This is a genomic window from Enterobacter sp. DN (genome assembly GCF_046054285.1).
Taxonomy (GTDB): domain Bacteria; phylum Pseudomonadota; class Gammaproteobacteria; order Enterobacterales; family Enterobacteriaceae; genus Enterobacter; species Enterobacter hormaechei_C.
Map to the genome: position 1 here is coordinate 15,760 of NZ_JBJJTG010000007.1, position 14,349 is coordinate 30,108.

Consider the following 14,349-nt stretch of genomic DNA (forward strand, 5'->3'; position numbering starts at 1 on the left):
TGCCTCACTTTTTAATCGAAGGGATGTAACGGGAAAACAGCCAGCGAGTGACCAGCGGTAATAACCCTAATAGTGTAAAGGCGAACAGCAGTCCCGGCGACAGAATATCGCGCAGCGCGGTGAGTTTCCCCAGCTCGCGTCCGGCGTTCAGATAAATGACGGTGGCAGGTAGCATTGCAAGCTGGCTGACCCACCAGTAGTGACGCACCCTGAGACGGGTTAGCCCCATCAGCAAATTGACCAGAAAGAACGGGAACAACGGCATCAGGCGCAGGGCAAAAAGGTAGCGCGCGCCGTCGCGATCCATTCCCGCATCTATCGTGCTCATCTGTGCGGCAAAGCGCCGCTGCACCCAGTCGCGCAGCAGATAACGGCTGACGAGCATGGCAAGCGTGGCGCCGAGCGTCGAGGCAAATGACACCAACAGCGTCGCCTCCCACAGGCTGAAAAGCGCCCCGCCGAGCAGCGTCAGAAGCGCGGCTCCGGGGATCGACAGCGCGGAGAGCAGAACGTAAACCGCAAAATAGACTAGCGCGCTCTGAAGAGGCGCCTGCTCCACACGATCGAGCAACGTTTGCTGGTGCATTTTTAGCGTGTCGAGGGAGAGTATGCCTGGAGGAAGCAAAACAACGGTCAAAACAAATGCGCCCAAAAGGGCGCACAGGAGACTGATTTTTTTAATATTCACTGAAGTTTACAGCTTGAACGTTGCCCATACCGGCGCATGGTCGGACGGCTTTTCCATACTACGGATGTCATAGTCGATACCGGTTTCGATGCAGCGTTCGGCCAGGGGGGCGCTCGCCAGCAGCAGATCAATACGCAGGCCCCGGTTGTCATCGAAGCCTTTAGAGCGATAGTCAAACCACGAGAAGCGATCCTGCGTCGCCGGGTTAGCCGTGCGGAAAGTATCCACCAGCCCCCAACCCAGCAGGCGCTCCATCCACTCGCGCTCCTCCGGCAGGAAAGAGCATTTGCCGGTGCGCAGCCAGCGCTTACGGTTCTCTTCGCCAATACCGATATCCAGATCCGTCGGGCTGATATTCATGTCGCCCATGATCAGCACCGGGTTTTCTTTTTTGAGTTCGGTTGTCAGGTAGTTTTGCAGATCCTGATAAAACTTCGCTTTGGCCGGGAATTTGGTTTCATGATCGCGGCTTTCACCCTGCGGGAAATAGCCGTTGATGACGGTCACATTGCCGAGCGCGGAAGGAATTTCCGCCATGATGATGCGGCGTTGCGCCTCTTCATCGTCACCCGGGAAGCCACGACGCACCGACACCGGCGTATCTTTGGTCAGCAGCGCAACGCCGTAGTGGCCTTTCTGACCGTGGTAAAAAACGTTATAGCCCAGCTTCGCTACCTCTTCGAGCGGGAACATATCGTCGTGAACTTTTGTCTCCTGCAAGCCGATCACATCTGGCTGATGTTGCTCAACAATCGCTTCAAGCTGGTGAGGGCGGGCACGCAGGCCGTTGATATTAAAAGAGACAAATTTCATAGTCGCTGCCAATGCAAGGTGAATAGTGCAAGGATGGTAGCAGAATTTACGTCGTCTGTTATCCGCTTCGCCCAATTACTGCGACAGATAATGCCGACGGTGCAATATTTGCACCATTTCGGCGCGTTTTGCCCTCGAACAGGGCATAAAGGACCGATAAATTTCGCGAGCGATCACAATTCCAGAATTATATTTGGCCTCTGCATACTCTTTCTTGTTTTCATGCGGCAAAGCGCCGCTTGTCGTAAAAATATTCACTATTTATGCATTAAAAGTGAATAGCTCCATATTGTAACTCATTGATATTCTGTTACCCCAACCCGTTTATGCATTTTTATCGCTGGCTGGCACGAAGGCTGCAATCTACATTCACAGTGCAAACACTCAATTATTTAACATTTAAACAACCTTTTATTTACCGGGTGAGGTCGCTATGTCTCTGTCAGTTACGCGTGAAAATTTCGATGAATGGATGATGCCGGTATACGCTCCGGCGGCTTTTATTCCGGTACGTGGGGAAGGCTCTCGCCTGTGGGATCAGCAGGGCAAAGAGTATATCGACTTTGCGGGTGGGATTGCGGTGAATGCGCTGGGGCATGCAAACCCGGCGCTGCGGCAGGCGATGAATGACCAGGCGGCGAAATTCTGGCATACCGGCAACGGTTATACCAACGAACCGGCATTGCGTCTGGCGAAGAAGCTGATCGACGCCACTTTCGCAGAAAAAGTCTTTTTCTGTAATTCCGGCGCGGAAGCGAACGAAGCGGCGCTGAAGCTGGCGCGAAAATATGCGCACGATAAATTCGGCGCGCACAAAAGCGGCATCGTAGCCTTTAAAAATGCCTTCCATGGCCGAACGCTGTTTACCGTCAGCGCGGGTGGTCAGCCCTCATATTCTCAGGATTTTGCGCCGCTGCCGCCGGATATCCGGCATGCGGCGTATAACGATTTACACTCTGCCAGCGAGCTGATTGACGACACCACCTGTGCGGTGATTGTCGAGCCCATGCAGGGGGAAGGCGGCGTCATGCCCGCCCAGAAAGCGTTCCTGCAAGGGCTACGCGAGCTGTGCGATCGGCATAACGCGGTCCTGATTTTTGACGAGGTCCAGACCGGCGTGGGCCGCACGGGTGAGCTGTACGCCTACATGCACTATGGCGTGACCCCGGATGTGCTCTCAACAGCCAAAGCGTTCGGCGGCGGTTTCCCGGTGGGGGCGATGCTGACCACCGATAAATTCGCCAGCGTGATGACCGTGGGCACTCATGGCACCACATACGGCGGCAACCCGCTGGCAACCGCTGTCGCCGGACAGGTGCTGGATATCATCAATACCCCTGAGGTGCTGAACGGCGTGAAGCAGCGTCACCAGTGGTTTGTTGAGCGCCTTACTGCCATCAATAACCAGACCGGCTTGTTCAAAGAGATCCGCGGTCTGGGGCTGTTAATAGGCTGTGAGCTTGCCCCTGAGTTTGCCGGCAAAGCGAAGCTGATTTCACAGGAAGCGGCAAAGCAGGGCGTAATGGTGCTGATTGCCGGTGCTAACGTGGTGCGGTTTGCCCCTGCGCTGATCGTCAGCGAGGAAGAGGTCAGAACCGGGTTAGATCGTTTTGCGCTGGCCTGCGAACAGGTGAAGTCCGGGGTGTCATCATGATGGTCATCCGTCCCGTTGCGCACGGCGATCTCGCCGGGCTTATGCAGCTTGCCGGTAAGACAGGGGGCGGGCTAACCTCGCTGCCTGCCGATGAAAAAACGCTGTCGGCGCGCATTGAGCGCTCCCTGCAAACCTGGCAGGGGACGTTGCCAAAAAGCGAACAGGGCTATGTGTTCGTGCTGGAAGATAACGGCACGGGAACCGTGGCGGGGATTTGCGCCATCGAGGTGGCCGTCGGGCTTAACGATCCGTGGTACAACTACCGCGTCGGCACGATGGTCCACGCCTCGAAAGAGCTGAACGTTTACAACGCGCTGCCGACGCTCTTCCTCTGTAATGACCATACCGGCGCCAGCGAACTCTGCACCCTGTTTCTCGATCCGGACTGGCGCAAAGAGGGCAACGGTTATCTGCTCTCCAAATCGCGCTTTATGTTTATGGCCGCCTTTCGCGACCGCTTCAACGAAAAAGTGGTCGCGGAGATGCGCGGCGTGATTGATGAGACGGGCTACTCGCCGTTCTGGGAGAGTCTGGGCGAACGCTTCTTCTCCATGGAATTTAGCCGGGCGGATTACCTGTGCGGTACCGGTCAGAAGGCGTTTATCGCCGAGCTGATGCCGAAGCATCCTATTTATACCCATTTCTTAACGCCTGAAGCGCAGGCGGTGATCGGCGAAGTTCACCCGCAAACCGCCCCGGCCCGCGCAGTGCTGGAGAAAGAGGGATTTCGCTACCGTAACTACGTCGACATCTTCGACGGCGGCCCGACGCTGGAATGCGACATTGACCGCGTTCGCGCCATCCGTAAAAGCCGCCTGGTTGAGGTTTCAGAAGGCCAGCCCGCGCCGGGCGAGTGGCCAGCCTGCATGGTCTCGAACGAGAATTACACCAACTTCCGCGCCATGCTGGTGCGAACCAACCCAACATGCGAGCGTCTGGTACTGACGGCTGCGCAACTGGATGCCCTGAAATGTAACGCTGGCGACACGGTTCGCCTGGTGCGGCTCTGCCCTGAGGAGAAAACAGCATGACTCTATGGATTAACGGTGACTGGGTAACGGGCGAAGGTGACGCGCGGACAAAAACTAACCCGGTCGGCCAGGAGGTGCTCTGGTCGGGGAACGACGCCAGCGCCGGGCAGGTTGAGCAGGCCTGCCAGGCTGCACGCCGCGCGTTTCCGGCATGGGCGAAACGGCCATTCTCCGAGCGCCAGGCGCTGGTTGAGAAATTTGCTGCGCTGCTGGAGGCCAATAAAGCCGAGCTGACCCGCATCATTGCCTGCGAAACCAGCAAGCCGCGCTGGGAGGCAACAACCGAAGTCACGGCGATGATCAACAAAATTGCGATATCGGTGAAGGCGTACCATACCCGCACCGGCGAGCAGCATACCGAGATGCCAGACGGCGCCGCCACGCTGCGCCACCGTCCGCACGGGGTGCTGGCGGTGTTTGGCCCTTATAACTTCCCCGGACATCTGCCGAACGGGCACATTGTGCCTGCGCTGCTGGCGGGGAATACCGTCATCTTCAAGCCGAGTGAGTTAACCCCCTTAACCGGAGAAGCAGTCATAAAACTCTGGGAGCAGGCGGGGCTGCCGCCGGGGGTGGTGAATCTGGTGCAGGGCGGGCGTGAAACAGGTCAGGCGCTGAGTGCGCTGAGCGACATTGACGGTCTGCTGTTCACCGGCAGTGCCGGAACGGGCTATCAGCTGCATCGTCAGCTGGCGGGGCAGCCGGAAAAAATTCTGGCGCTGGAGATGGGCGGCAACAACCCGCTGATTGTGGAAGATCCGGATGATATCGATGCCGCGGTCCATCTGACCATTCAGTCGGCGTTCATTACCGCCGGACAGCGCTGTACTTGCGCCCGCCGCCTGCTGGTTAAACGCGGCGCGCAGGGGGATGCGTTCCTGAAGCGTCTGGTGGAGGTGAGCGCGCGTCTGGTTCCCGCGAAATGGGATGCCGAGCCGCAGCCGTTTATCGGTGGGCTGATCTCCGCGCAGGCGGCGCTGAACGTGCTGAAAGCGTGGCAGGAGCACGTGGCGCGCGGGGCGAAAACCCTGCTGGAGCCGAAGCTGGTTCAGCCGGGCACGTCGCTGCTGACGCCGGGGATTATTGAGATGAGTGCGACGAGCAACGTGCCGGATGAAGAGGTCTTTGGCCCGCTGCTGTGCGTCTGGCGCTATGACGATTTTGAGTCGGCGATCGAGATGGCCAACAACACCCGCTACGGCCTGTCGAGCGGCCTGATATCGCCGCATCGCGAGAAATTCGAACAGCTGCTGCTGGAAGCGCGCGCCGGGATCGTGAACTGGAACAAACCGCTGACCGGTGCGGCGAGCACCGCGCCGTTTGGTGGCGTAGGGGCGTCGGGCAACCATCGCGCCAGCGCCTGGTATGCCGCCGATTACTGCGCGTGGCCGATGGCAAGCCTGGAAACCCCGGCGCTGACGCTGCCGGAGACACTGAATCCGGGGCTGGATTTTACAGAGGGTGACGCCCATGAAAGCGCGTGAGGTTAACTTTGACGGCCTCGTGGGGCTGACGCACCACTATGCCGGGCTGTCGTTCGGTAATGAAGCCTCGACGAAGCACCGTTTCCAGGTCTCGAACCCGAAGCTGGCGGCGAAGCAGGGTCTGTTGAAAATGAAGGCGCTGTCCGATGCCGGTTTCCCGCAGGCGGTGATCCCGCCTCAGGAGCGACCAAACGTGGCCGTGCTGCGCCAGCTGGGGTTCAGCGGTACGGATGAACAGGTGGTGGAAAAAGCAGGCACGCAGACGCCACACCTGCTTTCGGCGGCCAGTTCAGCCTCCTCGATGTGGGTGGCGAATGCCGCCACCGTTGCGCCGTCGGCGGATACGCTGGACGGCAAAGTGCATCTGACCGTTGCTAACCTGAACAACAAATTCCACCGCGCCAGCGAAGCGGAGACCACCGGGCGCGTGCTGCGCGCCATTTTTAATCATGAAGCGCATTTCGAGGTACATTCGGCGCTGCCGCAGGTCGCGATGTTTGGCGATGAAGGGGCGGCAAACCACAACCGTCTGGGCGGCGACTATGGCGAGCCGGGTTTGCAGCTGTTTATCTATGGACGGGAAGAGGGCGGCCACGCCGCGCCGGTTCGTTATCCGGCGAGACAAACTTTAGCCGCAAGCCAGGCGGTTGCGCGGCTGAACCAGGTTAATCCTTCTCAGGTGATTTTTGCCCAGCAAAATCCGCAGGTGATCGACCAGGGCGTGTTTCATAACGACGTCATTGCCGTTTCCAACCGTCAGGTGCTGTTCTGCCACGAGCAGGCGTTTGCCCATCAGGAAAAGTTGCTGGCCACGCTGCGCGAACGCGTGCCGGGATTTATGCCGATTCAGGTGCCCACGCAGGCGGTAAGCGTACAGGATGCGGTCGAAACGTATCTGTTCAACAGCCAGCTGCTGAGCCGGGATGATGGCAGCATGATGCTGGTGCTGCCGCAGGAGTCCCGCAACCATCAGGGCGTCTGGCGCTATCTCAGCGAACTGGTGCAGGCGGATAACCCGATTGATGAACTGCGCGTGTTTGATCTGCGGGAAAGTATGGCCAACGGCGGGGGACCTGCGTGCCTGCGACTGCGCGTGGTGTTAACGCCGGAGGAGATGCAGGCCGTGAATCCGGCGGTGATGATGAACGACACGCTGTTCAATACCCTCAATGACTGGGTGGACCGCTATTATCGCGACCGTCTGGTTCAGGCCGATCTGGTTGATCCGCAGCTGCTGCGCGAAGGCCGCGAGGCGCTGGATGCATTATCGACCATCCTGCAACTGGGATCGGTTTATCCGTTCCAGCGCTAAGGAGATGATATGGAAAACTTACTGGCGCTGACGCTGGCCGAAGAGACACCGGAGCGGCAAGAGGGGGAAGGCCCCTCGTTCCACTGGCGATGGCTGGGGCGGGGCGTGCTTGAACTGACGCCGACGGGGGAATATGACCTGTCGCTGCTGCTTTCGACCGGCATTCACGGAAACGAAACCGCGCCCGTGGAGATTGTCGATCTTTTGCTGCGCGCGCTGTTTCGCGCAGAGATCACGCTGCACTGCCGTCTGCTGGTGGTGCTGGGAAATCCGCCTGCGCTGGCGCAAAATAAACGGTATCTCGTGAGCGACATCAACCGCATGTTTGGTGGTCGCTGGGCGCAGTTTCCACAGAGTGTTGAGACGACACGCGCGCAATGGCTGGAGAAGGTGGTCACGGCGTTTTTTGCCGGGGCGGGGGAAACACGCTGGCACCTTGATCTGCATACGGCCATTCGCGCCTCGTACCACGTGCGTTTTGGCGTGTTACCGCAGCGTCATCAGCCGTGGGATGAGGCGTTTCTGACCTGGCTTGGCGACGCGGGGCTGGAGGCGCTGGTTTTCCACCAGACGCCAGGCGGCACGTTTACCCACTTCACCTGCGAGAATGTTGGCGCGTTATCCTGCACCCTGGAGCTGGGAAAAGCGCTGCCGTTCGGGCAAAACGACCTGACGCGTTTTGCCCCTACGCATCAGGCGCTTCGGGCGTTGCTCGCCGGGGTTGCGCCGGAACCCTCCCGGGAACCCGTTGTGCGCTATCGGGTCGTGCAGCAGATCACGCGTCAAAGCGAGGCTTTCCAGCTACATATGGCGCCCCATACGCTGAACTTTACGCCGTTTCGCCAGGGCGTCCTGCTGGCGGAAGATGGTGAGACGCGCTATGCGGTACAGAAATCCACGGAATATGTTTTATTTCCTAATCCGTCGGTCGCGTTTGGTTTGCGAGCTGGCCTGATGCTGGAAAAAATGCCCTGATCGTCTCCCCTCGCGCAGACCGGAGGGGAAATGAAGAATAATTTTCTTAACGTTAAAAGCGCTCTGGTATTGTTTGCGGAATATTCCTGGGGAATTGCTTTATTATTAAACGGCACTTCGCTATACTTCTCCATAATCTCTTTAAAATCAACCTGTTGAATATTTTTGTTTCATCTCTCCACGCTTTTTCCTTAATTTCTCCACAATTGGCGAAAAGTTGTTTTTTACACTTTCATTGTTTTACCGTTGCTCTGACTAATTGACGATAAACCCCGTAAAGTTAATCTCGTCAACACGGCATAGCGCCGAAGAATAACTGAAAGTAAGGAAAGACATTATGCGTAAATTAACTGCACTGTTTGTTGCCTCTACCCTGGCTCTGGGCGCTACCAGCATGGCGTTCGCCGCCGATACCGCGACCACTACCGCCGCGCCGACCGAAGGCAAAATGATGATGCATCATAAAGGCAAGCCGGGTATGCACCATGAGATGATGATGTTTAAAGATCTGAACCTCACCGATGCGCAGAAGCAGCAGATCCGCGACATCATGAAAAGCCAGCGTGACCAGATGAAACGTCCTCCGCTGGAAGAGCGCCGCGCAATGCATGACATCATTGCCAGCGACAGCTTCGACAAAGCAAAAGCGGAAGCGCAGATTGACAAAATGGCCGAGCAGCATAAAGCACGCATGCTGGCCCACATGGAAACCCAGAACAAGATTTACAACATTCTGACGCCGGAACAGAAAAAGCAATTTAATGCCAATTTTGAGAAGCGTCTGACAGAACGTGCAGCGCCGGAAGGTAAAATGCCTGCACCAACCGAATAATCGGTTCACTCTCTTAAGACCGCCGGGCTCCTGTCTACAAAAGCGAAAATGCTGTGGACAGGACCGGCGGTTTTTCTTTTATCCCATGCCTAAGGTCTGGCCTGACTGCTGCCGATAATACGTCTGTGAAAATGCCCTGGCGCACGGTGCGTCCTTCAGGAGTGGTCATGGAATTCTTTGATATCCGTAAAATGCCGGTCAGTCTCTGGCGTAATGGTGCGGGTGAGACGCGTGAGATTTGCTGTTTTCCTCCCGCGACGCGGGATTTTTTCTGGCGGGCCAGTATTGCCTCCATCGCCAGTAACGGCGAATTTTCCGCGTTCCCGGGCGTTGACCGGGTGATTACGCTGCTGGAGGGCGGCGAGGTGACCCTGGATGCAGGCAGGGCGTTTTGTCATACCCTGAAGCATCATCAGCCTTACCGATTTGCGGGCGATCTGGTGGTGAAAGCCGTGCTCACAGAGGGGCAGATGTCGATGGACTTCAACATCATGACCCGACGGGATTGCTGCCAGGCAAAGGTGCGCGTTGCTACCCGGACGTTCACTACCTTCGCATCACGCGGTGGGGTGGCATTCGTATTAAGCGGCGCCTGGCAACTGGGCGACAAATTACTGACCGCCGATCAGGGCGCCAGCTGGGAAGCGGGCAGTCATACCCTCCGTTTACTGGAAACGAAGGGGTCGCTGCTGTTCAGTGAAATTACCTGGCTGCCGGGTCATTGAGGACGATGATCTCATATTTTCCGGTTAACAGTGGCTTGCAGAGAATTTTGTAACCATCCTGATCGAAACCGGCAGGGGTGCGCAGCAGAGCGGTAGCGTCATCCAGATTTTCAACGGCGCCAAGCCAGAGCCAGTTGCGGATGATGTGATAGTGCGTCATCCCATCGCGGGTTTCTTTCAGCGCCACCGCGCCTTCCCACGGCCAGCAGTTAACGCTGATAGAGGCAAGGCCAGCCATAAACCGGGCATGATGTTCTTCAACGCTCTCTTTTCCACAGCACGCCCCGGCGCAGCGTTTCAGCGCTGAGCGGAAACAGGCGCGACCACGGGTGGTGGCTTCCAGTCCTAACAGGCCATAACAAAGCTGTAATTCATCAGCCAGGGATTGCAGGGTTTGCAGTGCGGCACGTTTGTTGGCAAACAGACCGTAAAGATTGGGTTCATGCGAAAAATCCACTTCCCGGGCATAAACGACCTGCGGTTTTCCTGCGTTAATCTGCAAGGAACACAGCTGGCGGTTGCGGCGCAGGCGTTTGTTAAACAGCGGCTGCTGTTCCTTGATGAGCCGGGCTTCAAGCAGAAGCGCGCCCAGTTCGCCTGCCGTCTCGATCCAGGTGATCCGCCGGGACTGCCTGAGCATCGATGCTTCATCCGGCGTACGCAGGTGCGACATCACCCGGCTGCGGATATTCACGCTTTTGCCGATATAGAGCGGCATAGTGTCGCTGTCGCCGTGGAAGAAATAGACGCCAGGCTGTTTAGGCAGTGCCTCAAGCCAGGGGCGAAGATGCTCGGGATATTCGTAGATAGCCGCCGCTTCGAACTCAAGACGCGGGGCGGATTGACGCCTGCTCACATACTGCTCCATATACTGTTCAGGCATACAGTGTAGCAGGTGTTCGGTGGTTAAAAAAGAGCCGGGTGGCGGCTACGCCTTACCCGGCCTGCAAAGCGGAGTTACCGTTTTGCTTTTACTTTTTCCAGAAATCATCAAACACCGTAATGGGCGGACGGCGCTTATGCTCGGTTTTCAGATACCAGCCTTCGATAATTTTTGCGATACCTTCGTCGAGCGTTTTGCCTTCCAGATAGTCATCGATGTTGTCATACGTGACGCCCAGCGCCGCTTCATCCGGCAGGGAAGGGCGATCGTCCTCCAGGTCCGCCGTTGGCGCCTTCTTATACAGGTGCTCCGGGCAGCCCAACGCCGCCAGCAGTTGCTTGCCCTGACGCTTGTTCAGGCGGAAGAGGGGGTTGATATCCGTACCGCCATCGCCGTATTTGGTGAAGAAGCCGGTGATAGCTTCCGCGGCGTGGTCGGTGCCGACCACGACCCCTTTAGTCATCCCTGCGATACTGTACTGTGCTTTCATGCGCTCACGGGCTTTCTCGTTGCCGCGGACAAAATCGCTCAGTTCAATGCCGGCTTCACGCAGGGCCTGCTCGCTTGCCAGTACCGAACCTTTAATATTTACGGTAAGAACACGGTCCGGCTGAATAAACGCGATTGCATCCTGACAGTCCTGCTCGTCAGCCTGCACGCCATACGGCAGACGTACGGCAATAAATTGCAGCGCGGTGTCACCGGTCTCGTCACGCAGCTCGGAGATGGCCATCTGGCTCAGCTTACCGGCCAGAGTGGAATCCTGACCGCCGCTGATGCCCAGCACCAGCGTCTTCAGGAAAGGGTGTGCAGACAGGTAAGCTTTCAAAAAATCAACGCTACGACGGATCTCTTCATTGGCATCAATCGCAGGTTTCGCGCCCAGCGCCTGAATAATTTCTTGTTGCAGAGCCATTACGCCCTCCCTATGCAGAACCAAACAGAAAGTGTGATCTGTTAAAACTAACCCTTTGTCGGGGAAACGACAAGGATCACAGTTTTGAGTGTACTGTTTTACAGCGATTTAGCAGCTTACCGTTGTTTTATTAGAATTTTCCGAAATTCGTCTGGCGTAACTCGCAAAGTTGAACAATAGTAATTTTTATCCCATGCTTAGTTAACACGCTGATAAACAATAGGACGGAATATGAACAAGAACGTAGCAGGAATTTTAAGCGCAGCGGCGGTACTGACTATGCTGGCAGGGTGTACAGCTTACGATCGCACTAAAGATCAGTTCACACAGCCAGTGGTAAAAGACGTCAAAAAAGGCATGACGCGTTCCCAGGTTGCAGCCATTGCCGGTAAACCTTCTTCAGAAGTCACTATGATCCACGCGCGTGGTACCTGCCAGACCTATATTCTGGGTCAACGTGATGGTAAGGCAGAGACCTATTTTGTCGCCCTGGATGATACGGGTCACGTGATCAATTCTGGTTACCAGACCTGTGCCGAATACGACACCGACCCACAGGCACCTAAGGCACAGTAAGCCTGCTTGCCTGAGAGCGTTAACAAACCGGCCGGAAGGCCGGTTTTTTTATGCATACGTGAATCTTATTTCTTGGCGCGAATTATTTGCCTGAAATGTGAAGGTAGTCAACAAGCCAGGTCAATGAGAGACAATTTCAGTCTATCCAGAATTATCCCCTCCCTGTACCATTGCGTATACTCACTTCAACGACAAACAATGTTCAGCACACTGCCCGTCAGCCAGGATAGCGAGTCGAGTGATAGCGAGACGGCGGGTAGCCAAACAAGAGGGAAGTTATCATGGAAAAGAAACATATCTATCTGTTTTGCTCTGCGGGCATGTCCACTTCGCTGCTGGTTTCCAAAATGCGCGCGCAGGCCGAAAAATATGAAGTCCCTGTGGTGATTGAGGCGTTTCCGGAAACGCTGGCGGGCGAGAAGGGCCAGACAGCAGACGTTATTTTACTCGGGCCGCAAATCGCTTATATGCTGCCAGAAATTCAGCGTCTGCTACCCAATAAGCCGGTCGAAGTGATCGATTCCGTTTTATACGGCAAGATTGATGGTTTAGGTGTATTAAAAGCTGCCGTTGCGGCGATTAAAAAAGCTGCTAATTAATTTTTTATTTTTCCCGTCAAAGAGTTATTTCACACACAATACGCCGTAACGGTCGTTGCGGCATTTAAGGGTATTTTCCTATGAGTAAAGTCATCGCTTCACTTGAAAAGGTACTCCTTCCTTTTGCTGTTAAAATAGGAAAGCAGCCTCACGTTAATGCCATTAAGAACGGCTTTATTAAATTAATGCCGTTGACATTAGCCGGGGCAATGTTCGTTTTAATTAACAACGTTTTTCTGAGCTTTGGAGAAGGTTCCTTTTTTTATTCATTAGGAATTAGGTTAGATGCTTCAACTATTGAAACCCTTAATGGTTTAAAAGCCATTGGCGGCAACGTATACAATGGTACGTTGGGTATTATGTCGCTAATGGCGCCTTTCTTTATCGGAATGGCGCTGGCGGAAGAGCGTAAAGTGGATCCGCTTGCGGCAGGCTTACTGTCCATTGCCGCGTTCATGACCGTCACACCGTACAGCGTGGGTGACGCTTACGCCGTTGGCGCCAACTGGCTGGGTGGGGCAAACATCATTTCCGGTATTATTATCGGGCTGGTGGTGGCCGAAATGTTCACCTTCATTATTCGCCGTAACTGGGTTATCCGCTTGCCGGATAGCGTTCCGGCCTCCGTTTCTCGTTCCTTTTCCGCGTTGATTCCGGGCTTCATTATTCTCTCCATCATGGGGATTATTGCCTGGGCGCTCTCTCACTGGGGCACAAACTTCCACCAGATCATTATGGACTCTATCTCAACGCCGCTGGCGTCGATGGGTAGCGTAGTCGGTTGGGCGTATGTCATCTTTACCTCCCTGCTGTGGTTCTTCGGCGTGCATGGTTCACTGGCACTGGCGGCGCTGGACAGCGGTATTATGACCCCGTGGGCACTGGAAAACGTCGCGCTTTACCAGCAGTACGGCTCCGTCGATGCGGCGCTGGCGGCCGGTAAAACCTTCCATGTGTGGGCGAAGCCGATGCTTGACTCCTATATCTTCCTGGGCGGTACCGGGGCGACGTTGGGTCTGATCATCGCGGTCTTTATTGTCTCTCGCCGCGCCGACCATCGTCAGGTTGCGAAGCTGGCCCTGCCATCAGGCATCTTCCAGATTAACGAGCCGATCCTGTTTGGTCTGCCAATTATCATGAACCCGGTGATGTTCATTCCCTTCATCCTGGTTCAGCCGCTGCTGGCCGCGATTACGCTGACGGCGTACTACCTGGGCATTATCCCGCCGGTGACCAACATTGCGCCGTGGACGATGCCGGCTGGTCTGGGCGCGTTCTTCAACACCAACGGTAGCGTGGCGGCCTTCCTGCTGGCGATATTCAACCTCGGGATTGCAACCCTGCTCTACATGCCGTTCGTGGCGATTGCGAACAAGGCCGCAACGGTTATCGATGAAGAAGAGAGCGAAGAGGATATCGCCCTCGCACTGAAATTCTAAAATTGCACGGCGCGGGGCAACCCGCGCCAGCGGAAAGGAGCTTAAAGATGTTAGATTTAGAGAGTATCGTTGCCGAAGAAACCGCAGAGAATGATCTGGAAGAGGTGGTGATGGGCCTCATCATCAACTCCGGGCAGGCACGCAGCCTGGCGTATGCGGCGCTTAAACAGGCTAAGCAGGGCGACTTCGTTGTCGCGAAAACCATGATGGAGCAGTCCCGTACAGCGTTAAACGAAGCGCATCTGGTGCAGACGAAGCTCATCGAAAGCGACCAGGGCGAAGGGAAGATGAAAGTGAGTCTGGTGCTGGTACATGCGCAGGATCATCTGATGACCTCCATGCTGGCACGCGAGCTGGTCGCGGAGCTCATCGAGCTTCACGAGAAGATGCAATAAGTCAGTTGAAGTAGCAGGAGTTCAGCA

Annotated in this window: 15 protein-coding genes; 11 read left to right on the top strand and 4 right to left on the bottom strand. The window is 55.9% G+C overall.

Annotation, left to right across the window (positions count from 1 at the left end; genetic code table 11):
• Window positions 1-4: 4 nt before the first annotated feature.
• Both ACJTMZ_RS16280 and xthA read right to left on the bottom strand, forming a co-directional pair.
• The gene (locus ACJTMZ_RS16280) at window positions 5-688 is read right to left on the bottom strand and encodes a TVP38/TMEM64 family protein (RefSeq protein ID WP_032670087.1); all 684 of its coding nucleotides are present in this window, start codon (window positions 686-688) and stop codon (window positions 5-7) included.
• 6 nt (window positions 689-694) lie between these two features.
• Window positions 695-1,501 (bottom strand): exodeoxyribonuclease III, encoded by an 807-nt coding sequence (xthA, locus tag ACJTMZ_RS16285; RefSeq protein ID WP_015570756.1) that lies wholly within the window; start codon window positions 1,499-1,501, stop codon window positions 695-697.
• A 433-nt stretch (window positions 1,502-1,934) separates the two neighbouring features.
• Between xthA and ACJTMZ_RS16290 the strand changes: the two genes are divergently transcribed.
• The 7 genes from ACJTMZ_RS16290 (at window position 1,935) to ves (ending at window position 9,514) form a co-directional block, all read left to right on the top strand.
• Window positions 1,935-3,155 (top strand): bifunctional succinylornithine transaminase/acetylornithine transaminase, encoded by a 1,221-nt coding sequence (locus ACJTMZ_RS16290; protein WP_252010519.1) that lies wholly within the window; start codon window positions 1,935-1,937, stop codon window positions 3,153-3,155.
• Window positions 3,152-4,186, top strand: a complete 1,035-nt coding sequence (gene astA, locus ACJTMZ_RS16295; RefSeq protein WP_047637419.1) for an arginine N-succinyltransferase — start codon at window positions 3,152-3,154, stop codon at window positions 4,184-4,186. Before ACJTMZ_RS16290 ends, astA begins: the two co-directional genes overlap by 4 nt.
• On the top strand, window positions 4,183-5,670 hold the full coding sequence (astD, locus tag ACJTMZ_RS16300) for a succinylglutamate-semialdehyde dehydrogenase (protein ID WP_017384669.1): 1,488 nt from the start codon (window positions 4,183-4,185) through the stop codon (window positions 5,668-5,670). Before astA ends, astD begins: the two co-directional genes overlap by 4 nt.
• Window positions 5,657-6,982: an N-succinylarginine dihydrolase gene (gene astB, locus ACJTMZ_RS16305; protein WP_023303517.1), complete on the top strand. Its 1,326-nt coding sequence runs from the start codon at window positions 5,657-5,659 to the stop codon at window positions 6,980-6,982. Before astD ends, astB begins: the two co-directional genes overlap by 14 nt.
• Window positions 6,983-6,991: 9 nt before the next feature.
• Window positions 6,992-7,957 (top strand): succinylglutamate desuccinylase, encoded by a 966-nt coding sequence (gene astE / locus ACJTMZ_RS16310; RefSeq protein WP_045141489.1) that lies wholly within the window; start codon window positions 6,992-6,994, stop codon window positions 7,955-7,957.
• A gap of 337 nt (window positions 7,958-8,294) precedes the next feature.
• On the top strand, window positions 8,295-8,789 hold the full coding sequence (spy, locus tag ACJTMZ_RS16315) for an ATP-independent periplasmic protein-refolding chaperone Spy (protein ID WP_015570753.1): 495 nt from the start codon (window positions 8,295-8,297) through the stop codon (window positions 8,787-8,789).
• Between the two features lie 167 nt (window positions 8,790-8,956).
• Complete coding sequence (gene ves, locus ACJTMZ_RS16320) at window positions 8,957-9,514, top strand: environmental stress-induced protein Ves (protein WP_252010520.1); 558 nt, start codon at window positions 8,957-8,959, stop codon at window positions 9,512-9,514.
• Here the strand turns inward: ves and cho are convergent.
• Both cho and nadE read right to left on the bottom strand, forming a co-directional pair.
• Window positions 9,492-10,370: an excinuclease Cho gene (gene cho / locus ACJTMZ_RS16325; protein ID WP_063136382.1), complete on the bottom strand. Its 879-nt coding sequence runs from the start codon at window positions 10,368-10,370 to the stop codon at window positions 9,492-9,494. The two genes, ves and cho, sit on opposite strands and share 23 nt — an antisense overlap.
• 115 nt (window positions 10,371-10,485) lie before the next feature.
• Window positions 10,486-11,313 carry an ammonia-dependent NAD(+) synthetase gene (gene nadE / locus ACJTMZ_RS16330; RefSeq protein ID WP_144427767.1) on the bottom strand — a complete coding sequence of 276 codons (828 nt, stop codon included), beginning with the start codon at window positions 11,311-11,313 and terminating at the stop codon, window positions 10,486-10,488.
• A gap of 231 nt (window positions 11,314-11,544) precedes the next feature.
• Here nadE and osmE point away from each other — a divergent pair, with 231 nt between their 5' ends.
• The 4 genes from osmE (at window position 11,545) to chbA (ending at window position 14,322) form a co-directional block, all read left to right on the top strand.
• Window positions 11,545-11,889 carry an osmotically-inducible lipoprotein OsmE gene (gene osmE / locus ACJTMZ_RS16335; RefSeq protein WP_003857836.1) on the top strand — a complete coding sequence of 115 codons (345 nt, stop codon included), beginning with the start codon at window positions 11,545-11,547 and terminating at the stop codon, window positions 11,887-11,889.
• A gap of 281 nt (window positions 11,890-12,170) precedes the next feature.
• A complete protein-coding gene (gene chbB / locus ACJTMZ_RS16340; RefSeq protein WP_015570750.1) occupies window positions 12,171-12,488 on the top strand; it encodes a PTS N,N'-diacetylchitobiose transporter subunit IIB in 318 nt (105 codons plus the stop codon).
• An 80-nt stretch (window positions 12,489-12,568) separates the two neighbouring features.
• Window positions 12,569-13,927: a PTS N,N'-diacetylchitobiose transporter subunit IIC gene (gene chbC, locus ACJTMZ_RS16345; RefSeq protein ID WP_017384664.1), complete on the top strand. Its 1,359-nt coding sequence runs from the start codon at window positions 12,569-12,571 to the stop codon at window positions 13,925-13,927.
• Window positions 13,928-13,974: 47 nt separating this feature from the next.
• Window positions 13,975-14,322 (top strand): PTS N,N'-diacetylchitobiose transporter subunit IIA, encoded by a 348-nt coding sequence (gene chbA / locus ACJTMZ_RS16350; RefSeq protein ID WP_252010522.1) that lies wholly within the window; start codon window positions 13,975-13,977, stop codon window positions 14,320-14,322.
• The last annotated feature ends 27 nt before the right edge of the window (window positions 14,323-14,349 follow it).